This window comes from Rhizobium sp. RCC_161_2, from assembly GCF_041355235.1.
Lineage (GTDB): Bacteria > Pseudomonadota > Alphaproteobacteria > Rhizobiales > Rhizobiaceae > Rhizobium.
This window is the reverse complement of the sequence record NZ_JBFUPL010000019.1, coordinates 13228-38455: the sequence shown is the minus strand read 5'-3', so window position 1 is coordinate 38455 and position 25228 is coordinate 13228. Positions and strand designations below refer to the sequence as shown.

General features: G+C 61.6%; 26 protein-coding genes. 11 read left to right on the top strand and 15 right to left on the bottom strand.

From position 1 onward, the window contains the following. Positions 1 to 80 precede the first annotated feature (80 nt). Entirely contained in the window at positions 81 to 428 is a 348-nt protein-coding gene (locus tag AB6803_RS30165) for a hypothetical protein (RefSeq protein ID WP_007699162.1), read from the bottom strand. Between the two features lie 230 nt (positions 429 to 658). Between AB6803_RS30165 and AB6803_RS30160 the strand changes: the two genes are divergently transcribed. After that, on the top strand, positions 659 to 1132 hold the full coding sequence (locus AB6803_RS30160) for a VOC family protein (RefSeq protein ID WP_371112321.1): 474 nt from the start codon (positions 659 to 661) through the stop codon (positions 1130 to 1132). Between the two features lie 195 nt (positions 1133 to 1327). Here AB6803_RS30160 and AB6803_RS30155 read toward each other — a convergent pair whose 3' ends face one another. Next, positions 1328 to 1765, bottom strand: a complete 438-nt coding sequence (locus AB6803_RS30155) for a VOC family protein (protein WP_371112320.1) — start codon at positions 1763 to 1765, stop codon at positions 1328 to 1330. 386 nt (positions 1766 to 2151) lie between these two features. On the opposite strand from AB6803_RS30155, the gene AB6803_RS30150 reads away from it, so the two are divergent. Next, complete coding sequence (locus tag AB6803_RS30150) at positions 2152 to 2889, top strand: metallophosphoesterase family protein (RefSeq protein WP_371112319.1); 738 nt, start codon at positions 2152 to 2154, stop codon at positions 2887 to 2889. Between the two features lie 75 nt (positions 2890 to 2964). Here the strand turns inward: AB6803_RS30150 and AB6803_RS30145 are convergent, their stop codons facing one another. The 4 genes from AB6803_RS30145 to AB6803_RS30130 form a co-directional block, all read right to left on the bottom strand. Further along, positions 2965 to 6120, bottom strand: a complete 3156-nt coding sequence (locus AB6803_RS30145; protein ID WP_371112318.1) for an efflux RND transporter permease subunit — start codon at positions 6118 to 6120, stop codon at positions 2965 to 2967. A 20-nt stretch (positions 6121 to 6140) separates the two neighbouring features. After that, entirely contained in the window at positions 6141 to 7298 is a 1158-nt protein-coding gene (locus AB6803_RS30140) for an efflux RND transporter periplasmic adaptor subunit (protein ID WP_371112317.1), read from the bottom strand. 58 nt (positions 7299 to 7356) lie between these two features. Beyond that, positions 7357 to 7965, bottom strand: coding sequence for a TetR family transcriptional regulator (locus AB6803_RS30135; RefSeq protein WP_371112316.1), 609 nt, complete (start codon positions 7963 to 7965; stop codon positions 7357 to 7359). Positions 7966 to 8087: 122 nt separating this feature from the next. Continuing rightward, positions 8088 to 8567 (bottom strand): hypothetical protein, encoded by a 480-nt coding sequence (locus AB6803_RS30130; protein ID WP_371112315.1) that lies wholly within the window; start codon positions 8565 to 8567, stop codon positions 8088 to 8090. A gap of 601 nt (positions 8568 to 9168) precedes the next feature. Between AB6803_RS30130 and AB6803_RS30125 the strand changes: the two genes are divergently transcribed. Beyond that, on the top strand, positions 9169 to 9540 hold the full coding sequence (locus tag AB6803_RS30125) for a hypothetical protein (RefSeq protein ID WP_371112314.1): 372 nt from the start codon (positions 9169 to 9171) through the stop codon (positions 9538 to 9540). 109 nt (positions 9541 to 9649) lie between these two features. Here the strand turns inward: AB6803_RS30125 and AB6803_RS30120 are convergent, their stop codons facing one another. Next, positions 9650 to 10081 carry an OsmC family protein gene (locus tag AB6803_RS30120; protein ID WP_371112313.1) on the bottom strand — a complete coding sequence of 144 codons (432 nt, stop codon included), beginning with the start codon at positions 10079 to 10081 and terminating at the stop codon, positions 9650 to 9652. A gap of 278 nt (positions 10082 to 10359) precedes the next feature. Here AB6803_RS30120 and AB6803_RS30115 point away from each other — a divergent pair, with 278 nt between their 5' ends. Further along, positions 10360 to 11124, top strand: coding sequence for a FadR/GntR family transcriptional regulator (locus tag AB6803_RS30115; RefSeq protein WP_371112312.1), 765 nt, complete (start codon positions 10360 to 10362; stop codon positions 11122 to 11124). A 63-nt stretch (positions 11125 to 11187) separates the two neighbouring features. Further along, a complete protein-coding gene (gene dgoD / locus AB6803_RS30110; protein ID WP_007699196.1) occupies positions 11188 to 12336 on the top strand; it encodes a galactonate dehydratase in 1149 nt (382 codons plus the stop codon). Positions 12337 to 12627: 291 nt separating this feature from the next. On the opposite strand, the gene AB6803_RS30105 is transcribed toward dgoD, so the two are convergent. The 6 genes from AB6803_RS30105 to AB6803_RS30080 all read right to left on the bottom strand — a co-directional run bounded on the left by AB6803_RS30105 (position 12628) and on the right by AB6803_RS30080 (position 16846). Then, positions 12628 to 13344 (bottom strand): Bax inhibitor-1/YccA family protein, encoded by a 717-nt coding sequence (locus AB6803_RS30105; protein ID WP_012652482.1) that lies wholly within the window; start codon positions 13342 to 13344, stop codon positions 12628 to 12630. A 22-nt stretch (positions 13345 to 13366) separates the two neighbouring features. Continuing rightward, entirely contained in the window at positions 13367 to 14137 is a 771-nt protein-coding gene (locus tag AB6803_RS30100; RefSeq protein ID WP_371112311.1) for an anti-sigma factor, read from the bottom strand. Beyond that, positions 14124 to 14663, bottom strand: coding sequence for a sigma-70 family RNA polymerase sigma factor (locus AB6803_RS30095; protein ID WP_007699204.1), 540 nt, complete (start codon positions 14661 to 14663; stop codon positions 14124 to 14126). The genes AB6803_RS30100 and AB6803_RS30095 overlap by 14 nt, the downstream gene beginning before the upstream one ends. 65 nt (positions 14664 to 14728) lie before the next feature. Next, complete coding sequence (locus tag AB6803_RS30090; RefSeq protein WP_371112350.1) at positions 14729 to 15640, bottom strand: bestrophin family protein; 912 nt, start codon at positions 15638 to 15640, stop codon at positions 14729 to 14731. A 119-nt stretch (positions 15641 to 15759) separates the two neighbouring features. After that, entirely contained in the window at positions 15760 to 16500 is a 741-nt protein-coding gene (gene msrA, locus AB6803_RS30085; protein WP_371112310.1) for a peptide-methionine (S)-S-oxide reductase MsrA, read from the bottom strand. A 136-nt stretch (positions 16501 to 16636) separates the two neighbouring features. Continuing rightward, positions 16637 to 16846 carry a SlyX family protein gene (locus AB6803_RS30080; RefSeq protein WP_371112309.1) on the bottom strand — a complete coding sequence of 70 codons (210 nt, stop codon included), beginning with the start codon at positions 16844 to 16846 and terminating at the stop codon, positions 16637 to 16639. A 239-nt stretch (positions 16847 to 17085) separates the two neighbouring features. Between AB6803_RS30080 and AB6803_RS30075 the strand changes: the two genes are divergently transcribed. The 5 genes from AB6803_RS30075 to AB6803_RS30055 are packed head-to-tail and all read left to right on the top strand — an operon-like array spanning position 17086 to position 22120. Continuing rightward, positions 17086 to 17919 carry a metallophosphoesterase gene (locus AB6803_RS30075; protein WP_371112308.1) on the top strand — a complete coding sequence of 278 codons (834 nt, stop codon included), beginning with the start codon at positions 17086 to 17088 and terminating at the stop codon, positions 17917 to 17919. Next, positions 17916 to 19079 carry an ABC transporter ATP-binding protein gene (locus tag AB6803_RS30070; protein ID WP_371112307.1) on the top strand — a complete coding sequence of 388 codons (1164 nt, stop codon included), beginning with the start codon at positions 17916 to 17918 and terminating at the stop codon, positions 19077 to 19079. Before AB6803_RS30075 ends, AB6803_RS30070 begins: the two co-directional genes overlap by 4 nt. Beyond that, positions 19072 to 19995, top strand: a complete 924-nt coding sequence (locus AB6803_RS30065) for a carbohydrate ABC transporter permease (RefSeq protein ID WP_371112306.1) — start codon at positions 19072 to 19074, stop codon at positions 19993 to 19995. Before AB6803_RS30070 ends, AB6803_RS30065 begins: the two co-directional genes overlap by 8 nt. Beyond that, on the top strand, positions 19992 to 20828 hold the full coding sequence (locus AB6803_RS30060; RefSeq protein WP_371112305.1) for a carbohydrate ABC transporter permease: 837 nt from the start codon (positions 19992 to 19994) through the stop codon (positions 20826 to 20828). The genes AB6803_RS30065 and AB6803_RS30060 overlap by 4 nt, the downstream gene beginning before the upstream one ends. 26 nt (positions 20829 to 20854) lie before the next feature. Continuing rightward, positions 20855 to 22120, top strand: a complete 1266-nt coding sequence (locus tag AB6803_RS30055) for an ABC transporter substrate-binding protein (protein ID WP_371112304.1) — start codon at positions 20855 to 20857, stop codon at positions 22118 to 22120. A 66-nt stretch (positions 22121 to 22186) separates the two neighbouring features. On the opposite strand, the gene AB6803_RS30050 is transcribed toward AB6803_RS30055, so the two are convergent. After that, positions 22187 to 23179 (bottom strand): LacI family DNA-binding transcriptional regulator, encoded by a 993-nt coding sequence (locus AB6803_RS30050; protein ID WP_371112303.1) that lies wholly within the window; start codon positions 23177 to 23179, stop codon positions 22187 to 22189. A 141-nt stretch (positions 23180 to 23320) separates the two neighbouring features. After that, positions 23321 to 24265, bottom strand: a complete 945-nt coding sequence (locus AB6803_RS30045; RefSeq protein ID WP_371112302.1) for a GlxA family transcriptional regulator — start codon at positions 24263 to 24265, stop codon at positions 23321 to 23323. 124 nt (positions 24266 to 24389) lie between these two features. Here AB6803_RS30045 and AB6803_RS30040 point away from each other — a divergent pair, with 124 nt between their 5' ends. Next, entirely contained in the window at positions 24390 to 25187 is a 798-nt protein-coding gene (locus AB6803_RS30040) for an SDR family NAD(P)-dependent oxidoreductase (protein ID WP_371112301.1), read from the top strand. Positions 25188 to 25228: the final 41 nt, after the last annotated feature.

The following is a 25228-nucleotide window of genomic DNA, read 5'->3' as shown; positions in this document are numbered from 1 at the left end:
CCCTTACCTGCACAAGCCCTCGGAGAATTGTACACCTCAGAATTGGCACTCTCTCTTCTCCAACCACGCCGTCCCAAAAATCAAACCTTCTCCGTCTTCTTAACCTTCACCTTCGGCTCCACAGGCGCATCCGGCGTCGGAGCCAACAACTTGCGCAACGTCGCGATCTTGTCCTTCACCAGCGGGCGGAAGCGGGTGGCGCGGTAGGGCATGTCGGCGGCGCCGTAGCCTTCGGGGCCGTCGTCGTTGCCGCGGTGGATCTCTTCCAGCTTCACGCCGATGAAATTGCCATCGACATAATGCGAGTATTCGCCGACCCAGCGGATCGTGTAGATCGTGCCCTTGCGGATCAGCTGATCGATGCTGACATGCTTGAACTTGTCATCGATACAGACGACCTTCTGGCCCACATGGAAATCGTAGCTCACTCTCATCTCCTTGAAGCGACGCTCCTGCACCGCCTGTCGTCAGGCGCCAAGCATATTCGCATATGCACCGGCTCGTAAATGCAAAGCGCATGATGGCGGTCGATTTATGATCATGCCGGGAGAGATCGCGCGCGGCGGCCTCGCAAACTCAAAAAACTTTCCACTCCGCTGTCGGCTTTGCCTCTCAGCACCCGTCCTTGGAACATTCCGACCGACAAGAGGAGCATCCCATGTCTAAAATTGCCCCATGCCTATGGTTCGCAAACGAAGCCGAGGAAGCGGCCAATTTCTATGTGTCGCTGTTTCCGGACTCGCGTATCGACCATGTGCAGAAGAATGTCGTCGAAACACCCGGCGGCCCGGAAGGCAGCGTGCTGGTCGTCAGCTTCACGCTTGCCGGCCAGCGTTTCATGGCGCTGAATGGCGGCACGCGCTTCGAATATACCCATGCGATCTCGCTGGAGGTGGATTGCGACGACCAGGCCGAGGTGGATCGGCTCTGGGACGGGCTTTCCGCCGGCGGCGCCATCGAGCAATGCGGCTGGCTGAAGGACCGCTACGGCGTCTCCTGGCAGATCGTCCCGACAGTGGTCAAGCAGATGCTGGCCGACCCCGATCCGGCCAAGGCCGGTCGCGTGCTGCAGGCGATCATGGAGATGATCAAGCTCGACATTGCCGGCCTGCAGGCGGCCTATCGCGGATAGCTTGGGCAGACCCCGACACGAGGCTCCCAAACGATGCCGCTGGCGAGCAGGGCAATTGCATATGGGGGCATGCCAGCGCCGTAAGTTCCTTCTCCCTTCGGGGAGAAGGGGTTGCGCGGCAACGGCGTCATCTCTATGCGATTCCGCTGCGCTGGCGGGCGGGAGCGCCCTAGCAGCATCCGAGACCGATCGCCCTCAGACCCGCTCTCTGCGCAGCCGCGCGATCGCCTGGAGCTGCAGGGCCTTTTCGCCGAGCTGCATCAGCTCGATGCGGTTGCCTTCGGGATCGGCGATCCAGGCCTGGTAGTTGTGATCGACGCCGAGCTGCTTTTCGGAGGTGAGCGCGACGCCCTTGCCCGTCAGCTCGGCAATCGCGCCATCGATATCGTCGACTTCGAGGCAGAGGTGATTGAAGCCGACATTGGCGAATGGCGGCGCGCTGTCGCCGACCGCATCGGGAAACAGCTCGAGATATTGCGTATCGGTGATGCGCAGATAGACGATCCAGAGTCGGTCGTCCTGCTCCAGCCGGAACATCTCCTCGAAGCCGAGCTTGTTGACGTAAAAATCGAGCGACCGCTCGATATCCTTGACGCTGACGGCGACATGGCCGATCGATCTCACATGCTTCACGCGCGATTCCTCCTCTTGTGTCAGTCTCCCTGACCGGAGCCATGGGGAGCAGAAGGCCACGCGATCGTCAAGGCCGTTCAGCCGGCGTGCGCCGCCGGCGGGAAGTACACCCGTCCCGGAACGCTTCAATGCAACCGCCGCCCACCCGCCTACGGGTCAGATTGACCCACAGCGTCATTTATAGTTTCCCGTCTCTTAACCGCACACAAGCCTCATCCATCAACGCATCTTGCACTGCAACATCGGCGGGCCTACCGTCGCCTTGTAACGTAAGTAGTCGTAATTATTGGTATATTCAATAAAAGGTTGCGCCGCCGTGCCGGCGCTTGCGGATGTCGATGATGGGATTAATTTATCGGTTATTCAGCAGCAGAACGGCGAAATCCATGGAACAATCCCGGCGTGCCCGCATCGATCTTCCGGCTCAGAATTACACAGCCATCTATGCGCTCAGCGACATCCATGGCTGCCATGATGCGCTGATCGAGGCCGAGAGCCGCATCGTCGCCGATGCCGCCAAGATTCCCGGCCGGAAGCTGCTGATGTTCCTCGGCGACTATGTCGATCGCGGCCCGCGATCGAGCGATGTGCTGCAGCATTTGTGCGAGCCGCCGCCCACGGGCTTCGACCGCTACAGTCTGCTGGGCAATCACGACGACGTCTTCCTGAAATTCCTCGACGATCCGCGCGCCAACCGCGATTGGCTGGAATATGGCTCAGGCCCGACGCTCGCCTCCTACGGCATCGATGTGGACTATCTGCTGGGGCAAGAGGGCCGGAGCCTCGAGGAACTCGGCGAGGCCGCCCGGCGGGCCATTCCGCCGGCGCATGTCAAATTGCTGCGCTCGCTGCCGGTCGCCGTCACCGTCGGTTCCATCATCTTCGTCCATGCCGGCATCCAGCCGAACATTTCGCTGGCGGGGCAGACCGATGACGACCTGATCTGGATCCGCGAGCCCTTTCTCTCCCAGGGGCCGCAATTGCCGGTGCTGGTGGTGCATGGCCATACGCCGAGCCCGCGCCCGACCTTCGGCAACGGCCGCATCGGCATCGACACCGCCGTTTCCATGGGCGGAACCCTGACCGTCCTCAAGATTGTCGACGGTCAGCCGACGATCCTCTGAACGCTCATCCCGCAAAAGTAAAAAAGGGGCCTCGGCATAGACCGAGGCCCCTTTTTTTCATTTCGTCCGTGCCTGTTATTCCGCGGCCATGGCCGGCGGCAGATGGTCCACGGCGTCGTTGCTTTCCTGCGGCTGCTCGACCGTCGGCTCCGCCGATTTCTTCTTCGGCTCGCGGCCGAAGAACAGCGCATAGCCCGCCGGCAGCACGAAGATGGTCAGCACGGTGGCAACCAGGATGCCGCCCATCATGGAGTAGGCGAGCGGCCCCCAGAAGACGCCGCGCGAGATCGGGATCAGCGCCAGAACCGCCGTCAGCGCCGTCAGCACGATCGGCCGGAAACGTCGCACGGCCGCCCCGATGATCGCTTCCTTCCGGTCCATGCCCACCGCGATATCCTGGTCGATCTGGTCGACAAGGATGATCGAGTTGCGGATGATGATGCCGAGCAGCGCGATGACGCCGAGGATCGCCACGAAGCCGAAAGGCGCGCCGCTGATCAAAAGAGCAGCCGCCGCGCCGATGATGCCGAGCGGGCCGGTGGCCAGCACCAGCATCGCCTTGCCGAAGTGCTGCAGCTGCGCCATCAAGAGCACGACGATGATGATCAGCATGATCGGCGCCTTGGCGGCGATCGAGGCCTGGCTTTCGGCGCTGTCTTCGGCGCCGCCCTGGATCTCGATCTTGTAGCCGGCCGGTAGGCTGTTTCGAAGGTCCGCCATGTCGTTATAGAGCTTGGCCGTCACATCGTTCGACTGCACGTTGTCGGGCAATGTCGCCCGGACCGTGATGGTCGGCAGGCGGTCGCGGCGCCATTCGATGCTCTGCTCCATGACGGGCTCGATCTTGGCGACCTGCGACAGCGGCACGAAACCACCGCTATCGGTCGGGATATAGATCGAATTGACCGAGGTCAGCAGATGACGGCTGGCTTGCGGCTCCCTGACGACGATGCCGACGGTCTCCTCGCCCTCGCGGTAATTGTCGAGGGTGGCGCCGGACATGGTGGCCTGCAGCATCTGGCGGATGCGCTGCGAGGTGACGCCAAGCGCGCGGGCGCGGTCCTGATCGATCACCAGCTTCATCGCCGGCACCGGCTCGAGCCAGTCGTCATGGATGGCGCCAAGCAGCGGGTTCTGGGCGAAGCGCTGCCTCACCTCGTCGGCGATGTGGCGAACCTCCTGCCGATCCGGACCCATGACGCGAAGCTGCACCGGCCAGCCGGTCGGCGGGCCGAGGAACAGGCGGTCGACCTTGCCGCGGACCGTGGGGAAGTCGGCGGCAAGAATGCCGCGCAGCTTGGTAATCAGCCGTTCGCGCGCGGGCTCGTCCTTCGCCATGACCAGCATCTGGGCATAGTTCGGATTGGTGAGCTGCTGGTCGAGCGGCAGGAAGAAGCGCGGCGCGCCCTGGCCGACATAGGTGGCGACGAAGCGCTTGTCCGGATCATCGGCCACGCGCGCCTGCAGCGCCTGCGCCTGCCGTTCGACCTCCTTGATGCTGGTGCCTTCCGGCAGCCAGAGATCGACGAGGATTTCCGGGCGCGAGGACTGCGGGAAGAAGTTCTGCGGGATGAACTGGAAGGACCACAGGCTGCCGACGAAGGCGGCGATCGTCAGAAGCAGCACGATGACGCGATGACGCACGGCCCAGGCCACCGACGAGCGCAGGCGACGATAGAAACGCGTGTCGAAGACATCGTGATGCTCGCCGACATGGTGGCGCTGCTTCAGGATCATGTAGCCGAGCCATGGCGTGAAATAGACCGCGACGAACCACGAGATCACCAGCGCGATGCCGACGACGTAGAAGAGCGTGCGGACATATTCACCCGCGGTCGAGGCAGCGAAACCAACCGGAATGAAGCCGGCGGTGGTGATCAGCGTGCCGGTCAGCATCGGGAAGGCGGTCGAGGAATAGGCAAAGCTTGCCGCATCGAGCTTGGCAAGCCCCTCCTCCAGCTTGCGCTCCATCAGTTCGACGACGATCATGGCGTCGTCGACCAGAAGACCGAGCGCGATGATGAGAGCGCCGAGCGAGATGCGCTGCAGGTCGATGCCGAGCTCGTACATGATGGCGAAGGTCGCCGCGAGCACGAGCGGAATGGCGATGGCGATCACCAGGCCGGAGCGCCAGCCGATCGACAGGAATGAGACGATCAGCACGATCACCAAGGCCTCGCCGAGCGCATGCATGAACTCGCTGATGGCGTCGGTCACGACCTCAGGCTGGTTGGAAACCTGATCGACCTGCACGCCGACCGGCAGCGAGGCGGTAAAGCGCTTGTAGGTTTCTTCCACAGCGGCACCGACATCGGTCACCTTGTTGCCATTGGCCATGACGACGCCGAGCTGGACGCTCTCATGACCGTTGTAGAGGAACTTGGCCGTATAGGGATCCTGCAGCCCGGCGCTCACCGTTGCGATGTCGCCGAGACGCGTCACCTGGCCACCGGCGGTCAGCCGGAGGTTCTTGATGTCCTCGATCTTGTTGACGTCACCCTCGACCGAGATGCGCACGGAGCGTGTGCTGGTGTCGACGGTGCCGGCCGGATCGACATTATTCTGGCCGACGATGGCGTTCTGCAGGGCGGTCAGTGTCAGGCCACGCTCCGCCAGCACCTTGGAGGAGACATCGATATAGATCTGCTCGGGCTGGTCGCCGATGATCACGGCCTTCTCGACGCCCGGCGTCGCAAGCAGCATGTCGCGCGCCTGGATCGCGAATTTCTTCAGCTCGGGATAGCTGTAACCGTCGCCGCTGATCGAATGCAGGGTGATGAAAGTATCGCCGAACTCATCGTTGAAATAGGGGCCTTGCAGGCCGGACGGCAGCGTATTGGCGATATCGCCGACCTTCTTGCGCACCTGGTAGAAGGCATCCTTCACCTGTGCGGTGTTGGTGTCGCCCTTGATCTGCACGGTGGTGATGGCAAAGCCGGCGCGGGTATAGGATTTGACCCAATCGAGATGCGGTGTTTCCTGCAGCTTGCGCTCGATCTTGTTGACCACCTGGTCTTCCATGTCCTGCAGCGAGGCGCCGGGCCAGATGGTCTGCACGACCATGACGCGGAAGGTGAAATCAGGATCTTCCTTCTGGCCCATATGGGTCAGGCCGAACGCGCCGGCGATGATGATCAGCGCAAACAGGAAGCGCGCGATGCTCGGATGGGCGATCGCCCAACGCGACAGGTTGAAAGGCTTCTTCTCTTCCGAGGTGCTGTTGATAGTCATGGTCTCGCCCCTCGATCCGCTTAACGCACGATATCGGCAGCGGCCGTCACGGCACCACCATTGGTCGCGGCCGATGCCTGCTGGGCATCCGGCACCTTGACCTTCATATTCTCGGTCATGAATTGCGTGCCGGCGGCAACGACGACATCGCCGGCCTTGAGGCCATCGGCGACGCGCACGCCGTCATCGGCAAAATCGGCGACCTTGACGTTACGGGAATGTACCGTGCCGGCGCTGCGGTCGACCAGCCAGACGATCTGCTGGCCGTCCTTCTGCGCGAGCGCACTCAGGGGAATGGAAACGTAAGGCTGGGTATTGCCGGCCTGAGCCTCGATCGTCGCGGTCATGCCAAGCAGCACGCGCGGATCGCTCGGCAGGCTGACGCGCACGGCAAAGGTCCGCGATTGCGTATCGGCGCTCCCCGAGACTTCGCGCACCTTGCCGTCAAGCACCAGCGCATCATCGGACCAGAAGCGCGCCTTGACGTCCTTGCCGACCTTGAATTGCGCGATATCCATTTCCGGCACGGCGATCAGCACTTCCTTCTCGCCATCGACGGAGACGGTGATGACCGGCGTGCCGGAGCTCACCACCTGGCCGACATCGGCATTGATGGTCGTCACGATGCCGTTCATGTCCGATGTCAGATCGCTGTAAGCGACCTGGTTCTTCGCCTCAGTCAGCGCCGACACGGCGGAATCCCGCGTCGAAACGGCCTGATCATAGGAAAGTTCGGCCTGTTCGAGCTGCGACTTCGACCCGACACCCTTGTCGAAGAGCTGCTGGGCGCGATTGCGGGCAAGCTCCGTCGTCTGCACCTGATTTTGAGCCGAATCGAGGTCCGCCTGCGAGCGGCGCACCGCCAGGGCGTAATCGGTAGGGTCGATGCGGGCGAGCACGTCGCCGGGCTTCACCTTCTGGCCGATATCCACCTTGCGCTCGACGATCTTGCCGCTGACGCGGAAGCCGAGGTTCATATCCGTTCGTGCTTTGACCGAGCCGGAATAGTCGAGCTTGCGCGTCGTATCCGCCTGCGCGATCTCCACCACCTTCACCGGCCGGATCACCTCCGCGGCCTCTTCCTTCTTCTCGTTGCAACCGGAAAGCGTGAGACCAATAGCGGCAATGAATGCAGCGCCGGCTATGGATCGTATCGTGGTGGTCGTCAGCGAACGCATGTCGCTCTCCTTAGTCAAACGGAATGCAAGCACGGCCGATCATTCGGCACGCGGACTGCTATTTCTTCAGCGCCCTGATGGCGAATTCGATAAGGTCTTCGGGTTCGGCCCGATTAGGCTTGGCAAGGCATTGCGCTACCATCTGCGGATGGCAGAGATTGACCGTCGCCGCGCCGAAGCATTTCGAGGCAACATAGGGGTCCTGTTCAAGAAATTCTCCGGCAGCGATACCGTCAGCAATGATCTCGGCTATCAAATCGTGAATGCGATCGATAAACTTTTCGATGACGTGCCAATCGTGCTCGATGGCAATGACCACCATCTCATGCACCTTCTGCTCGTCGAGCATGTTTTCGCAGGTCTGCTTGTATTGCGCATACACATAGGCATGCAGCCGGTCGGAGGCGCTGATCGGGCGGCGGCGGATTTCCAGCGCCATCTGATAGCTGGCCTCAAGCATCCGACCACAAACCGCCTGGCGAATTTCAGTCTTTGAAGCAAAGAAACGGTAGATATTCGCCGTGGACATGCCGAGGTCGCGGGCAATGTCGGCGACCGTCGTCTTGGCATAGCCATAGTGGCGAAACAGCCTTTCGGCCGCGTCGAGGATTTTCGTGATGTTTTCCTGACGCGCCGGATCGGCACTGACATCGGAAAGATCAAGCATGGTTTACTTTCGGTTTACGAGTGACGAATTTCAATTTTCGTCACTCGTAAACCATAAGGCCACAACTGTCAAGAAACCGCCCCCGGCGACGAGGCGGTTCAAACAGCAATTGTGATCAGAGGTCAGGCGCCGAGAATCTGCGGGCGGAAACGACGTATGCTCAGGAAGCCGACGATCAGAATCGCAATGAGCAGCACGGCCTGAACCGCCAGAAGCGGCGGCTCGTTCCCTTGGGGCGCAAGCGCGTTCAGCGCGGGGATCTTCTGGAAGGACTGAACGATCAGCACGACGCAGTTAAGGTAGTGCATGAACAGGCTGCCTATGATGAAGACAAGCCGCCAGATGCCGCTCATCTGAAATTTATAGCGCGCAATCGCGGTGGGAATGAAGATCAGAACCGTGATGATGCCGAATATGATGCCCGGCGTCACGCCGTTGAAGGGAAAGAGAAACCCGGTCAGGCTCGTCAGCAGGATCGTGACCATGTAGATGAGCGTCGACCGCTCATGACGGTCGCCGGCGATCAATCCCTGCGCGACGATGATGCCGGAGACGACGGCGATCAGGCTTATGATGACATGAATCAAGGTCAGTGATGACATGCGAACAGTCTCCATCGCGCGCGACATTTCCATGGCTAGCCTAGTTCGGCGACGCGATGAAGGATTGTAGATTTATGCGCGAAACCACGCCTCCGCGTCACAAAACAAGGAAACACCACCGGCCGCATGCAGTCTCGCGAACCCTGCAGTATAGCCAATTCTTATGAAGCCGCCGGCTGTTTGAATTGGCGCCGCCACGGCATCCTCTCTATTCATCAGATGAATGGCCGGATCGCGAGACGAAATGTCGAGAGCGCTGTCAGTGATGTGATTGATGAATAGCCGGCCGTCATGACCGGCCCTTGTCTGGGCTCTCGATACGTCTTTCCCGTTCCCCTTATGGAATCCTCTGGAGGAGGAGAGCCTACGCGCAGCCGCGATTAAGGCGGTTGAGCAAAAGCCGAGAACGAAACGAACAGGGAGGAAAATCAGGCATGAGCACCAATTATGGCGAGGTCCGTCGGGATGCGGGCTTGGGAACGAACATCACGGATAGACCGGCCCTATGGTCGACCATAAAAGCAGGCTTGATCGGGGGCATCGCGGGTGGTGTCCTGATCTGGGTATATGAGGCGATTTCTGGGTCGGTATCCAACAACTGATGCCGCTGGCGGGCATTCCCCGCAATGCCACGGGCCTTGTCTTCGGCAAGGGTGTGCAGGAATCCCTGGGGCTGATGGCCTATTTTCTCGGCACGGCAATCCATTTCTCTTTCGTTTTTGCCTGGGGCATCGCCTTTGCCTGCATCTGGCCGTACTTCCGACGTCGCGGCTATGAGGCGACCTTCGTCGCGCTCTTCTATGCTGTCGTGATCTGGATCGTGATGCATGCGGCGATCATGGTCGCCACCACGGACCATCCCAACTACTTCGATCCGATGGTCGTCATCGGCGGCTTCATGTCGCACTTCTTCTACACGGTGCCGCTGGCCCTGATCGTCAAGCGACGCCTTGCAGCGGAAACCGGCTCGTAAGACCACCAATACCCGTTGGTGTGCAGAAATAGGCCACCTTGCCATCACGGGCAGCGTTCGACAGGCTCTTCGCATCGCGAAGAGCCTGTCGAATCATTGGATTTAAAGCCTAGGCGAGGCGCACGTCCAGCGAGATCGGCACCGAGGCCAGCGCCTTGGAGACCGGGCAGCCGGCCTTGGCCTTGTTGGCAAGCTCGGTGAATTTCGCCTCATCGGCGCCGGGAACCTTGCCCGTCAGCGTCAGGTGGATCGCGCTGATCGCAAACCCGCCTTCGACGCTTTCAAGCGTGACCTTAGCCGTCGTTTCCATGCTCTCGGCGGTCAAGCCCGCCTCATTCAGGATCAGCGACAGCGCCATGGTGAAGCAGCCAGCATGGGCCGCGCCGATCAACTCCTCGGGATTGGTGCCCGCAACGCCCTCGAAACGGCTGGCAAAGCCGTAGGGATAATGGTTGAGCGCGCCGCTCTGGGTCGAGATCTGGCCCTTGCCGTCCTTCAGACCGCCGGACCACTGGGCCGAACCTGTGCGATTGATCTGCATACCGTCCTCCTTGTCGTTGATTGAGTATTGAAAAAAGGGCCCCTGCCCTCCCGGCAATGACCGATGGGACACTGCCTTTTGGCAGCCCCAATCAGCAATATAGTGTTCTATCCGCCGATGACGACAGCGCAGTAACGCAAGCGTGTTATCGTCTCAAAATAGCATGCCTCCCCTCAGATCGCACAGATCAATCGCACAAATCATCATACCAGGGAATTGCCTGTGTATGATGATTGTAGTAATGTGATTTCCACTGCGAGGAGCGGGAGAAGAGATAGTTGGATTCGTTTGAACGGCAAGAGCATGGCTTGGTCGATCGGCCGGAACGCCGCCCGCGCGTGCGCCGGAACGTAACGGCGGCGATTGCCGAAGATATCTGCTCCGAACGCTATTCCTCCGGTTCGGCCCTGCCGCGCGAAAACGATCTCTGCGAGCTCTATGGCGTCAGCCGCACCGTCATCCGCGAATCCCTGAAGATCCTGGAATCGAAAGGCCTCGTGCGCGGCAAGCCCCGCATCGGTACCACCGTCTGCGACAAGGATGACTGGAACATCCTCGATCCGGACGTGCTCGAATGGATAGGGCCGTATATTGCCGAATTTAATATTCTTGGCAGTATCCTCGAGGCACGGCGCACCATCGAGCCAGTCGCTGCCGAATATGCCGCCGAGCGTGCCACCGCCCAGGAAATCGCCGATCTCGACCGGGCCTGGCGGCAAATGTGCGAGTCCGGCGATGATCCGGAGCGCTTCACCGAAGCCGATGTGATGTTCCATACGGTGCTGCTGGGCGCCAGCCACAACCAGGTCTTCCGCCGCCTGTCGAGCGCCATCCATGCCGGCCTCAAATATGCGCTGCACGCGTCCAATGTCGCCGCCGACAGCCGCGACGAGGCGATCGCCGTCCATGGCGAGCTGGTGGAGGCGCTGCGCCTGCGCAACGGTACCGCCGCGCGCGACTGTACCCATCGCCTGCTCGACCTTGCCGCACGCGACCTTGCCGCCGGAAAGGCGACGGGGCGAGCGGAAAAAAGCAAGACCTGAAACCCCGAAATCCGCGGCCTTCCGCCGCCGATGTGACCAAAGAGCCGAAACGGAAGCATTCCCATGAAAATCACCAAACTGACGACCTATATCGTGCCGCCGCGCTGGATGTTCCTGAAGATCGAAACGGACGAAGGCATCGTCGGCTGGGGCGAACCAGTCGTTGAAGGCCGCGCGCTCACCGTCCAGGCCGCCGTGCACGAACTTGAAGATTATCTGATCGGCAAGGACCCCTTCCTGATCGAAGACCATTGGAATGTCATGTACCGCGCCGGCTTCTATCGCGGCGGCGCCGTCCATATGAGCGCGATTGCCGGCATCGACCAGGCGCTATGGGACATCAAGGGCAAGGCGCTGGGCCAGCCGATCCATTCGCTGCTCGGCGGCCAGGTGCGCGACAAGATCAAGGTCTATTCGTGGATCGGCGGCGACCGTCCTTCCGACGTTGCCAACAACGCCAAGGAAGTCGTTGCCCGCGGCTTCAAGGCGATCAAACTCAACGGCTGCGAGGAAATGCAGATCGTCGACACCTACGACAAGGTGGAAAAGGCGGTCGAGACCATCGCCACCATCCGCGAAGCGATCGGCCCCTATGTCGGCATCGGCGTCGATTTCCACGGCCGCGTCCATCGCCCGATGGCCAAGGTCCTCGCCAAGGAGCTGGAACCCTACAAGCTGCTGTTCATCGAAGAGCCGGTGCTCTCCGAAAACCGCGAAGCCTTGAAGGAAATCGCCAATCATTGCTCGACGCCGATTGCCTTGGGTGAGCGGCTCTTCTCGCGCTGGGACTTCAAGCAGGTTCTGTCGGACGGCTATGTCGACATTCTCCAGCCCGACCTCTCACACGCCGGCGGCATCACCGAATGCCGCAAGATCGCGGCCATGGCGGAAGCCTATGACGTGGCGCTGGCGCCGCATTGCCCGCTCGGACCGATTGCCCTTGCCGCCTGCCTGCAGGTCGATGCCGTCAGCTACAATGCCTTCATCCAGGAGCAGAGCCTCGGCATCCACTACAACAAGGGCAACGACATCCTCGACTACATCTCCAACAAGGAAGTCTTCCACTATGCCGACGGCTTCGTCTCGATCCCGCAAGGCCCCGGCCTCGGTATCGAAGTGGACGAAGCCTACGTCATCGAACGCGCCAAGGAAGGCCATCGCTGGCGCAACCCGGTCTGGCGTCATGAGGATGGCAGCGTAGCCGAGTGGTAGGTCGCTGATATTTTTTGAGGAGTGGGTGTCAGAGGGCGAGAGTTTTGAATATGCCGCACCTCTGATACCCCCTCTGTCACGGAGTGACAGAGGGGGTGACGAACTCTCCGTGAACTCGGCAGCCAACCACCCCAATCCCTACCCCAAAATAAAGTACGCCTGCGGTATCGGCGCAGATACCGCAGGCGCGTCATGCGTCTCACAAACCCCCAGGGAGACGCATTCCCGGAGCACGATCAAACGAAAGAGTGGAGTAACTTTCAGATCATGCCCAAGCTTAAAAGTCCGATGCTATTCCCGCTCGCCCGTGAAATTCAGGAGGAGCTGGAAGATGTTGACGAAGTTCAGGTAGAGCGACAGGGCACCGAAAACAGCGAGCTTCTGCGAGGTCTCCTGATCGTGGTTCTCGGCATATTGTTCCTTGATGTTCTGCGTATCCCAGGCGGTCAGGCCGACGAAGACCACGATGCCGATGATCGAGATGGCGAACTGCAGCGCGCTGGAACCCAGGAAGATATTGACGACGCTGGCGATGATCACGCCGAACAGGCCCATCATCAGGAACGAGCCGATATTGGCGAGGTCACGCTTGGTCGTATAGCCGTAGAGGCTTGTCGCGCCGAACATGGTGGCGGCGATGAAGAAGGTCCGCGCGATGCTGGTGCCGGTGAAGACCAGGAACACCGATGCGAGCGAGAGGCCCATGACGGCACAGAAGGCCCAGAACATCGTTTGCGCCGCACTCGCCGACATCGTCTGGATGCGGAACGAGAAAAACAGCACGAAGGCGAGCGGCGCCAGCATGACGACCCACTTCAGCGGCGACTGGAAGATCGGCACGTAGAGCGCCGGCGTCGTGCCGACGATCATCGCGACGATACCGGTCACCACAAGGCCAATGCCCATGTAGTTATAGACGCGCAGCATGTGCTTGCGCAGGCCTTCGTCGAAGAGCGCCTGCGAGCCGGCGGCGGCGCCATAGCCGAAGCGCGGATTGGTCGGGTTCATAGTCGATCTCCTTTGATCAAAACTAATAAAGAGTACGGGCGAGCTTTTCAGCCTCGCCATCGAGTTCGTTCGCCTTGCCGCCGCCGATCAGGGCGTAGGCGACTTCGCCGATCTGCCAATAGGCAGCCTGGACGTTGTCGCGCGTGACATGGCTGACCTTCTGGACGGCGAAGTTGCCCGGGCGGATGGCAAACAGCGATAATTGCCCGCCCTTGCCGGCATCGACCGTCATTTCGACGCTCGGACCGAATTCGGACGGATAGATCTGCGCATCAGTGACGCGCCAGCCCACGGGCATCTCTGGAAGGACGATCGCCGTCGAGGCACGGATCTCTTCCGGATTGTAGCTCGTCTGCCCGGGCTGCGATTTCGTCGTGTCGCGCATGGCGGTCGCCTGATAGGCGCGCACGGCGTCATCGACGAAAGCCGGCGCCGGAACAGAAGCATTGACTTCGGTCGCGGTGAAGGCGCCGAAGGATGTATGCGCCACCCAGCCGGCCGTCATCAGCATGGCGACGGCCGCTACCCGCTGGAAGGAACTCAGCACGCGACCATAGGCAAGCCCGCGCTCCAGCCGCCGGGCGGCTTCACGGGTTTCCGCTCTTGCCGCCAAGCCTTCGCCCGCCAGCGCCATGCGCAGTTCACCCCGCATGCTGAGATCGGCCATGACCTTGGCGGCAATCGCCGGATGCTCGGACAGATAGGATTCCACCTCGACACGGCGCGCCACGGTCAACTCGCCATCGACATAGGCGTCGAGATCGCTATCGATGATCGGATCAATTGTTTTCATTGCCGCCTCCGTCGATGAGCCGAAGATGCGAAATCTTGGGTGCCGTCTCCTCGAAGCTCCGGAGGCTGGCGCGAGCCCTGGCGATACGCGACATCAGCGTCCCCATGGGAATGCCGAGCGCGGAGGCCGCCTCCTGGTAGGAAAGATCCTCGATCGCCACCAGATGCAGCGCCTCGCGCTGCTCTTCCGGCAGATTGAAAAAGGCATCGCGCACCTGGCTCAGGCGCACGGCATGGTCCTGCGAGGCCGGCAGCGCAGGCTCGAACTCGACGGCCGCCTCTTCATGGCGACGGTTCAGCGAGCGCTTCTGGCGCAAGCGGTCGATATGGGCATTGTGCAGGATCGACAGCAGCCAGGTGCGCAGGTTTGCGCCGCGCCGGAAACTCGCTTTGCGCTCATAGGCCTTGACCAGCGCATCATGCACCAGGTCTTCCGCCTCATCCGCGTTGCGGACAAGCGAACGGGCATAGCGTCTCAGCGAACCGAGCTGCCCTAAAACGTCGAATGTCCGTTTGTTGCGTTCCATACCCCAATATACGGAAGCCGGGCCGATCTTATTCCATGGTCCGGCAGATATTTTTTTGCAGGCGCCTACATCAGCACGAAATCCTTGGGCTGCGGCATCGGCGGCAAGTCAGTTTCGCCGAGCGCTTCCCTGAGATTGATCTCGATCGTATCGGCGAGAGCGCCGATCGCCAGCGCGTTCGGACGGTTGCCGAAGGGGTCTTCCAGCTCGTCGCCAAGCGCATCGAGGCCGAAGAAGGTGTAGGCGACCAGTGCGGCCACGAAAGGCGAACCCCAGCCGAGCGTATCGACGAAGCCGAAGGGCAGCAGAAAGCAGAAAAGATAGGCCGTGCGATGCAAAAGCAGCGTATAGCCGAACGGCAGCGGCGTGTTGCGGATACGCTCGCAGGCCGCCTGCACCGCACCCATTTGAGCGACGCTGGCATCGAGCATTTGATATTGGATATCCGAAATCCCGCCCGCCGCCTTCAGCCGCGCCAGATCGGCCGACATCAGGCGCAGCAGGAGATCCGGTTTGTTCTGAGCCGCGCGATAGAAATCGACTTCGCTGGGCGCCAGATGTTGCAGCACCTTGTTCTCGTCGCCGCCGGGCCTCAGATGGCAGACGAGTGCCTGCGCAAACGCCATCGTCAGCCGCAGTAAGTCCTTCCGGGCCTCACCGGCAGCTTCCAGTATCAATGTCTGCCGTGCAAAGCCGCGGCTGACCTGGATAAGCTGCCCCCAATCGCGCCGCCCTTCCCACCAGCGGTCGTAGCAGGCGTTGTTGCGAAAGCCGAGAAAGATCGAAAGCGCGATGCCGAGCAGCGCGAAGGGCGATCCGTTGAAGGAGAGAATGACGTTCGGCCGCTCTTCATGTCCCCAGACGATCAGCGCCGACAGCAGGAAGATCACAACGATCTGCGGCAATATCCGCCGGATCACCGACCCGCGGAGAATGAAGAAAAGCTGAAACAGGTTCGGCCGGTCGCGGACGATCATGGTGGGAAGCGCTCTCGATTGATGTCTGGCGTTGCCGAGCAATACACCAGACACCGGCAGAATAACGAGCATTTCCTGCAAACCCGCTCTGACCGGCCCGCATTGCTAGCCGGTTTTCCTCAATTTTCCGAGGCGTTCGCTGCGACCAGAACCGGATCGGAGCGATAATCTCCAGGGAACATGCGCTGCAGGTTTTTGACCTTCGGCAGGTCGTTGACGACGATGTAGGGATAATTGGGGTTCATCGTCAGGAAGTTCTGGTGATAGCCCTCGGCCGCATAGAACTGCCGCTCCGGCTCGATCTTGGTGACGATCGCCGCATCGAAGACCTTGGCGTGATTGAGCTGACCGATATAGGCCTTGGCGACATCGGCCTGTTCGGCACTCGTCGGGAAGATCGCCGAGCGATACTGCGTGCCGCTGTCCGGCCCCTGATAATTCAGCTCGGTCGGGTCATGGGCAACCGAGAAATAGATCTGCAGCAGATGCCCGTAGCTGACCTTGTGCGGATCGAAGACGATCCGCACGGATTCGGCATGGCCCGTATCACCGCCGCTCACCGTCTCGTACTGAGCCGTATCCTTCTTGCCGCCGGCATAGCCCGACGTGGCGCTGATGACGCCGTTGACATGCTGGAACACGCCCTGCACGCCCCAGAAGCAGCCGCCGGCAAGAACGGTGGTTTCCGTGCTGCCCGAGCCCAGCTTTTCATCCACGGCCGGCGCCGGAATGACGCGGGCGTCTTCAGCCGAGGCGTGGCTCACGAATTGCAGAGCAACGCCGGCCAGCAACACGACACCAATGGCAAAGGCCGCCGGGCGGGCAACATGCGACAGGGCCTTGCGGATCGTATCTTTCATGATGAACTCCTCTCGACCGCGAGTGTAAATTCTCCGGTCAAAAGGAATACGGGAGGAGAGAGGCTTTTGTTACACACGCCCGCGTGAAACACCGAAACGTGATGGTGTCCAAGCCGGTCCCGTCGACACCGTCCGCTCAGTAATGCGGCGGCTTGGTGATGGCCGGCGCATCCAGCGTTTGCTCTTCCAGCGTCAGGAAGCGCTCGGCCAGCCGGTCCAGCTTCAGCCTCGTCTGCTCGACCACTTTCCATTGTTCCGCCACCTGGTCGGACAATTCCTCGATGGTCTTTGCCTGATAGGCCACCAGCTCTTCGAGCGTGGTGATGCGGCTTTGTTCGTCTGACATCTCTGTTCCTCTTTCGGCAGCGATCTATATCACCCGAACCGCCAACGTATAGTCTTTCAATTAGGCATATGACAGGCACCGGCGCCATTTGACGAATATATGACAAAACTGGAAAACAGATGAAAAGACCCGTTACCTAACTGACATCGGGGCCTTCTAAAGAGATCAGCAAGAAGCGCCGGTTTTGAAGGAAATTCCCTCCACAAGCGCTCTCTCTTTTCGTTTTCCGGAGACGCGCCTTGAAGATCATCCAGATCACCGACACACATTTGAGCCCGAACAAGCCGCATTTCAACGGCAATTGGGAGCCATTGGCGAAATGGATCGAGGCAAGCGGCGCTGATCTCATTGTCCACACCGGCGACCTCAGCGTCGACGGCGCTGACAAGGATGAGGATCTCACTTTCTCCATGGACCTGATGCGGCAGGTCTCGGTGCCGATGCTGATCGTGCCGGGTAATCACGATGTCGGCCATCTGCCGGGCTCCTATCAGCCCGTCAACCCGGAGCGCCTGGCACGCTGGCGCCGTCTCGTCGGCCCGGACTACTGGGCGAAGGACGTAGACAACTGGCGGCTGATCGGCCTCAACAGCCTGCTGATGGGCTTCGAGGACGCCGAAGAGCAGAAGCAGTTCGATTGGCTACAGGAGACGCTTGAAAGCCGCGGCAACCGTCGCGTGGCGCTTTTCGCCCACAAGCCGCTGTTCGTCGATGCACCCGACGAGGGCGACACCGGCTATTGGAGCGTGCGCCCGGCGCAACGCCGCCGTCTCTACGATCTGATATCAGCCCACGACGTCGCCCTGCTCGGCAGCGGTCACCTGCACTGGACCTGGGAAGGCCGGTTCAATGATACCGCGCTCGTTTGGGCGCCGCCCGCCGCTTTCATCCTTGATAAGATGGAGCGCGAAATGCCGGGCGAACGTCTCATCGGTGCCGCGATCCACGAACTCGGCGACACCGTCACCACCGAAATCGTCGCCGTCCCCGACATGACGGCCTACTTCCTCGACGACGTCGTCATGGAAGTCTATCCGCAGGCAACTCCCAAGGCGAAGGAGCCGACGGAATGAGCGCGCTCTCGCTTTGCGGCATCACCAAATCCTTTGGCGGCAACGCCATTCTGAAGGGCGTCAGCCTTGACGTCGAACCGGGCGAATTCATCGCCCTCGTCGGCCCATCCGGTTGCGGCAAGAGCACGCTGCTGCGTATTCTGGCCGGGCTCGATCATGCCGATACCGGCGAAATCCTCGTTGCCGGCAACGACATCTCGGGCGTCGCGGCCGCCGACCGCAACATCGCCATGGTCTTCCAGTCCTACGCGCTCTATCCGCACCTGACGGCCTCCGAAAACATCGCCGTGCCGCTCGCCATGCGCCGCCTGACGCGCATGCAGCGCCTGCCCTTCATCGGCGCGCTCATCCCCGGCCAGCGCGCGACCCGCAGCGGCATCATCCGCGATGTCCGTGAGATGGCGACCTCGCTGAAGATCGACCATCTGCTTGACCGCAAGCCTGGCCAGATGTCCGGCGGTCAGCGGCAGCGCGTGGCGCTCGCCCGCGCCATGGTGCGCCGTCCCAGCGTCTTCCTGATGGATGAGCCGCTCTCCAATCTCGACGCCAACCTGCGCGTCCATGCCCGCGGCGAGATCGTCGATCTGCACCGCCGCGCCGGCGTTCCCACAGTCTATGTCACCCATGACCAGGCGGAAGCCCTGTCGATGGCCGACCGCGTCGCGGTCATGATCGGCGGGCAGTTGCTGCAACTGGCCTCACCGCAGACGATCTATGACGATCCGGCCCATGTCGAGGTCGCCCGTTTCGTCGGCCAGCCGCGCATCAACTTGCTGCCGGCGCTCACCGAAAACGGCACCGTCGCCTTCGGCGGCATCAGGCTGGCGCTGGAGGAAAGCTCCTTTGCCGGCTCTGCCGTCACTTTGGGTATCCGCCCGGAATTCGTTCGTCTCGCCGGCAACCGCCAGGATGCGCTCGCCGCTCATATCGAGCGGATGGAATTCCTCGGCTCGGAAGTCATCCTGCATGCCAAGCTCGACGGCATCGGCGAGAGCATCGTCGCTAAGCTCACGCCCGCTGACACTTCAGGCCTCTCTGCCGGGATGCCGGTCGCGCTGACGCTGGCACCGGAACAGGCCATGGTCTTCGCCGAAGACGGCCGCCGCCTGCGCACGACCCCGGTTATGGTCGAAGCCGGCAGGGAGAAGGCACATGGCTAGCATTGCCGCCACGGCTATCCCGATGCGGTCGGCGGTGAAGCACGAGCGCAGCGAGGCCCGCACCGCATTGCTCTTCGCGCTGCCCGCCATCATCCTGATCGTGCTGTTCATCCTGCTGCCGATCATTGCCGTCGTCGTCCTCGGCTTCACCGATTTCCAGCTCGGCGACAAGGGCCTGCGCTTCGTCGCCTTCGAGAATTACGCGCATCTGCTCAAGGACCGGACCTTCCAGAAATCGCTGTGGAATACGGCGGTCTATACGGCCATCGTCGCCCCGGTCTCGATCCTGCTCGGCCTCGGCGTCGCGTTGTTGATTGAGAGCGAAGGCATCGGCCGCAGCTTCTTCCGTACCGCCTACTTTCTCCCCGTTGCCTCGCTGATCGTCGCCATGGCAACCGTCTGGCAATATCTCTTCCATCCGACCATCGGCCCGATCAACGCCCTGCTCGGCGAAATCGGTCTGCCGCGCCCGAACTGGCTCGCTTCCTCATCGACCGCGCTCTACAGCCTGTCGATCATCGGCGTCTGGCAGACGGTCGGCTTCAACATGGTGCTGTTCCTGGCCGGCCTCACCGCCATCCCGCGCGAACTCTATGCAGCCGCCGAGGTGGACGGCGCGAAATCGGCGTTCGATCGCTTCTGGCTGGTCACCTGGCCGATGCTCGGACCGACGACGCTGTTCGTCATCACCATCAGCATCATCAATGCGGTGAAGGTTTTCGACACCGTCAAGGTACTGACCGAAGGCGGCCCGAACCATGCGTCCGAAGTCCTGCTCTTCACCATCTACCAGGAAGGCTTCGTCTATCTCCGGGTCGGCTATGCCTCGGCGATGACATCGGTGTTTCTCGCCATTCTCGTCGTGCTGACCTTCCTGCAATATCGCGTCCAAGACCGGCAGGTGCATTACACATGACCTCCACAGGCTTCACTCCCGGCCGCATCCTGCGCCTTTCGCTGCTGATCCTCGGCTCCCTCGTCTTCCTGGCGCCCTACATCTTCATGATCTCGACCGCCGGCAAGGCGCAGGACGATATCTTCACGTCGGCGCTGAGACTGATCCCGACGCATTTCTTCTACGTCGAGAACATCACCAAGGCGCTGAGCAAGGTGCCGATGGGCACGCTGCTGCTCAACGGCGTCGTCGTCTGCGGCTTGATCTTCTTCTTCCAGGTGCTGATCGCCATTCCCTGCGCTTACGCCATGGCGAAGCTGAAATTCCCGGCCGCGCGGCTGATGATGGTATTGATCATGCTCGGCCTCTTGATCCCGATCCACGCCGTCGCTTTGCCGCTCTATGTCGCCTTCAACAGCCTGTCGTTGCTGAACAGCTATACCGCTCTGGTCGCGCCCTTCTCGATCTCGGTCTTCGCGATCTTTATGTTCCTGCAATTCTTCCGCGCCATGCCTGATGATCTGATCCACGCCGCCCGCCTCGACGGCATGTCGGAGTTGGGCATCGTCGCTCGCGTCATCGTGCCGAACGCCTGGCCAGCCGTCACCGCCTTCGCGATCTTCTCGGTCGTGGCGCATTGGAACGACTTCTACTGGCCGCTGATCGTCATCAGCAATCAGGCCTACGCCACGCCGCCGTTGGGCCTCATGTATTTCCGCGCCGCCGAATCCGGCGACGACTACGGCGCCTTGATGGCCGCCACGCTGATCATCACCCTTCCCCTCGTCGCCGCATTCCTTCTCGCACAGAAGCGCTTCGTCGAGGGCATCACCATGACCGGTCTCAAGGGCTGACCGGTTCCACAACAGGAGAACGAGCGATGAAGCATATCACCCAGATTCTCGCCGCCGCGGCCATTTCGATGGTCGTGTCGGTCCCGGCCTATGCCGAGACGACCTTGACGGTTCACTATCCGATGCCGGGCTTCTTCAAGAACGTGATGGACACGATCTCGAAGAAGTTCATGGAAGAAAATCCGGATATCAAGATCCAGTTCGCCGCTCCCTCGGCCACCTATGAGGAAGGCATCCAGACCATCCTGCGCCAGGCCGGCACCAGCGAGATGCCCGATGTCACCTTCATCGGCCTCAATCGCCTGCGCATGATCGACGAGCGCAATGTCGCCGTCGATCTCGGGCCGCTCGTCCAGAAGGACGGCAATATGGCCGAGCAGGGCTTCTCCGACACGATCCTGAAGCTCGCCCAGGTCAAGGGCAAGCAGGTTGGCCTCGCTTTCGCGACCTCGAACCCGATCATGTACTACAACGCCGATCTCGTGAAGGCCGCCGGTGGCAATCCGGACAACCCGCCAAAGACCTGGGACGAGGTCATCACGCTTGCCGGCAAGATCAAGGCACTCGGCAACGGCGTCGACGGCATGGACTTCCGTTGGCAGGGCGACGACTGGATGTTCTCCGCCCTCCTCTTCGGCGCCGGCGGCAAGATGCTGAGCGACGATGAAAGCAAGGTCGCCTTCAACGGTCCTGAAGGACAGAAGGCCGTCGCGCTGATCCAGCGCTTCGTCAAGGAAGGCGGCATGCCGGTCTTCACCAAGGCTGCCGGCGAACAGGCTTTTGCCGCCGGCAAGGTCGGCTTCGAATTCCAGACCACCGGCGCGCTTGTCAACACGGTCAAGAATGTCGGCGCCAAGTTCGACCTGCGCACCGCCAAGATCCCGTTGATCGACCCGGTCAACGGCCGCCTGCCGACCGGCGGCAATGCCGTCGTCATCCTGACGCATGATCCGGTCAAGGAAGAAGCTGCCTGGAAGTTCGCCAAGTTCGCCGCCGGCCCCTATGGCGCCTCGGTCGTCGTTCCCGGCACGGGCTATGTCCCGAACAACGAGCTCGCCGCCAAGTCGGCCGAGTATCTCGGCGACTTCTACAAGAAGAACCCGCTGTTCCAGGCCGGCCTCAGCCAGATGCCGGTGATGATCCCCTGGTACGCCTTCCCCGGCGCCAACGGCGTCAAGGTCACGCAGACCATCGTCGACAACCTGTCGCGCATCGTTGACGGCTCGGCCGAGCCGAAGGAAGCCCTTGATGACGCCGCGTCCGACGTCGAAGGCATGCTGCCGCGCAGCTAAGCTTCATTGACCGCCAGATGCGCCGCCTCCTTTCCCGGAGGCGGCGTTTCCATGTCCGTGAATGCGTCAGGGCGAGGTGTTGAGGTTGCGGACAGTCCCGCCCGGCCGCAGCCGGTAGGGCACGGTCAGGTGGCGTGGCGGCGCGGCATTTTCCGCCATGTCGAGCAGCAGCGAGGCGGCCGCCGCCCCCATGGTCGCGTCCGGTATATCCACCGTCGTCAGCGACATCTCCATCAGCTGGCCGAGGGAAATTCCGTCGAAACCGGCCACCGAGATGTCGCGCGGGATGGAAAGCCCCTGACGTCGCAACGCTCCCATCACGCCGAGGGCCAAGAGATCGTTGGAGGCTATGATCGCGGTCGGGCTCAGGCTTGATATGACATCCGCCAGATCGAGCTGCTCGAGGCCGTCTGTGAAAGAAATCTCCAGCACATCGAAGGGCGAATGGCCAGCGGCCTCCATCGCCTTGACATGGCCGCGATAGCGCAGCCTTGCCCGATCCGACGCGCAGAAATGCCCGGCGATGAACAGGATGCGGCGATGTCCCATACGCAGGAGATGATCGGTCAGATCCCGGCCGGCGCCGAAATTGTCGGTCGCGACAGCGGCGGTGAAGCGGGCCGTCGGCAGGTTGCCGAGCAGCACGGTCGGCGGCAGCGCGGAGGAAAGAGCCGGGCTGTGCTCGGGGTCGCAAACGGTGAGAATGAGCCCGGTCGGCTGCTGCTGGAGCAGCGAGGCGACGGCATCAGCCTCCTGCGCCGGATCGTAGTTCGACTGCGCGATCAGCACGCTATGGCCGGCATGCAGCGCCCGGTGCTGGATGCTGGAAAGCGAAGCGGCAAAGACCGGGTTGGTGATGCTGGGGATAAGGACTCCGATCGCCGGCCGACGACTGGTATAGCTGCCGGCGCGACCGCTGGCGCGATAACCCAGCTCGGCCGCCGCTCGGCGCACGCGCCGCACCATCTCGTCGCTGACCGGGCCGTTATGATTCAGCACCCGGCTTGCGGTCGCGATCGAGCAGCCGGCGCGAAAGGCGACTTGCTGGAGCGTCGACATGATCTCATGCATCTCCGGCTTCAGGTCCGCCGTTGTAGGCCGGCAGGCCATGGGAATGGCGGGGATTTATAGCAGTTCGATGACAGTTATTTGAATGGGCTCGAAATGTGAGGCACGTTCGCGATCAGCACGGGCACCGGCTCATGCCAGACTGTCACGCTGCGCATTCCGCCGGATCACCTGCGGCGGCTGCCCAAATGCCCGCAGGAAGGCGCGCCGCATGCGTTCGCGGTCGGCAAATCCGGTCTCCTGCGCCACCACATCGATCGAATGCCGCCCTTCCTCCATCATCAGCCGCGCCGCCTCGACGCGCAGATTCTCCACAGCCTTTGCCGGCGACTGGCCAGTCTCGGAGCGGAACGCGCGGCTGAATTGCCGTGGGCTCAGATGCGCGGCCTCGGCAAGCTGTTCCACCGAGAGCGGCGTGCGTAAATTGCCCTTGGCGTAGGCGAGCGCGTTCTGGATCCGATCCGACTTCGGCTCCATCTCCAAGAGCGCCGAGAACTGCGACTGGCCGCCGGCACGACGGTGATAGACCACGAGCTTCTTTGCCACCGCCCGCGCCAGATCGATGCCGCGATCCTTCTCCACCATCGCCAGGGCCAGATCGACGCCGGCCGTCATGCCCGCCGACGTCCAGACCGGGCCGTCGATGATGAAGATGCGATCCTCCTCCATCTTGATCCTGGGAAAGCGTGTCTGAATATCGCGAGCGACAGACCAATGCGTCGTCGCGCGCCGCCCGTCGAGCAGTCCCGCATGCGCGAGGAAATAAGCGCCGGTGCAGATGGAGGCGAGACGACGCGATGCCGCCAGCGCCGCCTGCATGAAGCGGCGCTCCCCCTCCGTCGGCACCACCTCCGCCGGCGCGCCGCTGATGATCAGCGTATCCAAGGCCGGGTCGCCGAAGGCAATCGTCTCCACGGCCATGCCGATCGAACTGACGATCCTGCCGCCGGTCTCGGAGACATAGGAAATATCGTAGATCGGCTCACGCACGCCGATATTGGCAAATTCGAACACCGAGGCGGCGGCAAGGCTCATCACCTGAAAGCCGGGATATAGAAGAAAGGCGATACGCTGCATGGCCGAAATCTCTACCTTGTCCTAAAAGGTGGCATATATGACATTTGAGACGGAAACAAGTAGGGCTATGACTCTCTCCAAGCGAACGGCAGCCGCCGCCGCTCTCAACCGAAGGAGAGACCCAATGACCATCGAACACAAAGGCACGGCACTCGTCACCGGCGCATCCACCGGCATCGGCGCGCTTTATGCTCACCGGCTCGCCAAGCGCGGCTACGACCTGATCTTGGTCGCCCGCAATGGCGACCGCCTGACGGCGCTGGCGCAGCGCCTTACCGCCGAAACCGGCCGCACGGTCGAAACCATCGCGGCGGACCTCAACGAGAAGGCCGATCTCGCCCGCGTCGAAGAGACCCTGCGTAAGGATGCCAGCATCACACTGCTGGTTAACAATGCCGGCGTCGGCGGCACCGCGCCGCTGCTGACCACCGACATCGACAAGATGGAGCAGATGATCGCCCTGAATGTCACGGCGCTGACACGGCTGACCTATGCGGCCGTGCCCGGTTTCGTCGCCCGGGGCGGCGGCGCCATCATCAATATCGCCTCGATCGTCGCCGTGGCGCCCGAAGCCCTTAATGGCGTCTATGGCGGCAGCAAGGCCTTCGTGCTCGCCTTCAGCCAGTCGCTGAAGCATGAACTGGCCGACAAGAACATCAGGGTCCAGGTCGTGTTGCCCGGCGCCACCGCCACCGATTTCTGGGGCATCGCCGGCACGCCCGTCGAGCATCTGCCAAATGAAATCGTCATGTCGGCCGAAAACCTGGTGGATGCGGCGCTCTCCGGCTTCGATCAGGGCGAATTCGCCACCGTGCCCGCCCTTGCCGACATTGCGCAGTGGAACGCCTACGAAAACGCCCGCCAGGCCATGATGCCCAATCTATCGCGCACGAAACCAGCGGAGCGTTACAAGATCGCCTAGCCTCTTGGGAAAAACAGCACTTGTAACTTTGGCTGCGCCAG

Excerpts from the sequence above, each read along its gene's own strand:
- AB6803_RS30130 (WP_371112315.1), bottom strand. The coding sequence starts at position 8,567 with ATGTCATCACTGACCTTGATTCATGTCATCATAAGCCTGATCGCCGTC.
- AB6803_RS30160 (WP_371112321.1), top strand. The coding sequence starts at position 659 with ATGTCTAAAATTGCCCCATGCCTATGGTTCGCAAACGAAGCCGAGGAA.
- AB6803_RS30105 (WP_012652482.1), bottom strand. The coding sequence starts at position 13,344 with ATGAACCCGACCAATCCGCGCTTCGGCTATGGCGCCGCCGCCGGCTCG.
- AB6803_RS30150 (WP_371112319.1), top strand. The coding sequence starts at position 2,152 with ATGGAACAATCCCGGCGTGCCCGCATCGATCTTCCGGCTCAGAATTAC.
- AB6803_RS30050 (WP_371112303.1), bottom strand. The coding sequence starts at position 23,179 with ATGTCGACGCTCCAGCAAGTCGCCTTTCGCGCCGGCTGCTCGATCGCG.
- AB6803_RS30140 (WP_371112317.1), bottom strand. The coding sequence starts at position 7,298 with ATGCGTTCGCTGACGACCACCACGATACGATCCATAGCCGGCGCTGCA.
- AB6803_RS30065 (WP_371112306.1), top strand. The coding sequence starts at position 19,072 with ATGGCTAGCATTGCCGCCACGGCTATCCCGATGCGGTCGGCGGTGAAG.
- AB6803_RS30080 (WP_371112309.1), bottom strand. The coding sequence starts at position 16,846 with ATGTCAGACGAACAAAGCCGCATCACCACGCTCGAAGAGCTGGTGGCC.
- dgoD (WP_007699196.1), top strand. The coding sequence starts at position 11,188 with ATGAAAATCACCAAACTGACGACCTATATCGTGCCGCCGCGCTGGATG.
- AB6803_RS30045 (WP_371112302.1), bottom strand. The coding sequence starts at position 24,265 with ATGCAGCGTATCGCCTTTCTTCTATATCCCGGCTTTCAGGTGATGAGC.
- AB6803_RS30135 (WP_371112316.1), bottom strand. The coding sequence starts at position 7,965 with ATGCTTGATCTTTCCGATGTCAGTGCCGATCCGGCGCGTCAGGAAAAC.
- AB6803_RS30090 (WP_371112350.1), bottom strand. The coding sequence starts at position 15,640 with ATGATCGTCCGCGACCGGCCGAACCTGTTTCAGCTTTTCTTCATTCTC.
- AB6803_RS30125 (WP_371112314.1), top strand. The coding sequence starts at position 9,169 with ATGCCGCTGGCGGGCATTCCCCGCAATGCCACGGGCCTTGTCTTCGGC.
- AB6803_RS30100 (WP_371112311.1), bottom strand. The coding sequence starts at position 14,137 with ATGAAAACAATTGATCCGATCATCGATAGCGATCTCGACGCCTATGTC.
- msrA (WP_371112310.1), bottom strand. The coding sequence starts at position 16,500 with ATGAAAGATACGATCCGCAAGGCCCTGTCGCATGTTGCCCGCCCGGCG.
- AB6803_RS30055 (WP_371112304.1), top strand. The coding sequence starts at position 20,855 with ATGAAGCATATCACCCAGATTCTCGCCGCCGCGGCCATTTCGATGGTC.
- AB6803_RS30070 (WP_371112307.1), top strand. The coding sequence starts at position 17,916 with ATGAGCGCGCTCTCGCTTTGCGGCATCACCAAATCCTTTGGCGGCAAC.
- AB6803_RS30145 (WP_371112318.1), bottom strand. The coding sequence starts at position 6,120 with ATGACTATCAACAGCACCTCGGAAGAGAAGAAGCCTTTCAACCTGTCG.
- AB6803_RS30095 (WP_007699204.1), bottom strand. The coding sequence starts at position 14,663 with ATGGAACGCAACAAACGGACATTCGACGTTTTAGGGCAGCTCGGTTCG.
- AB6803_RS30060 (WP_371112305.1), top strand. The coding sequence starts at position 19,992 with ATGACCTCCACAGGCTTCACTCCCGGCCGCATCCTGCGCCTTTCGCTG.
- AB6803_RS30040 (WP_371112301.1), top strand. The coding sequence starts at position 24,390 with ATGACCATCGAACACAAAGGCACGGCACTCGTCACCGGCGCATCCACC.
- AB6803_RS30120 (WP_371112313.1), bottom strand. The coding sequence starts at position 10,081 with ATGCAGATCAATCGCACAGGTTCGGCCCAGTGGTCCGGCGGTCTGAAG.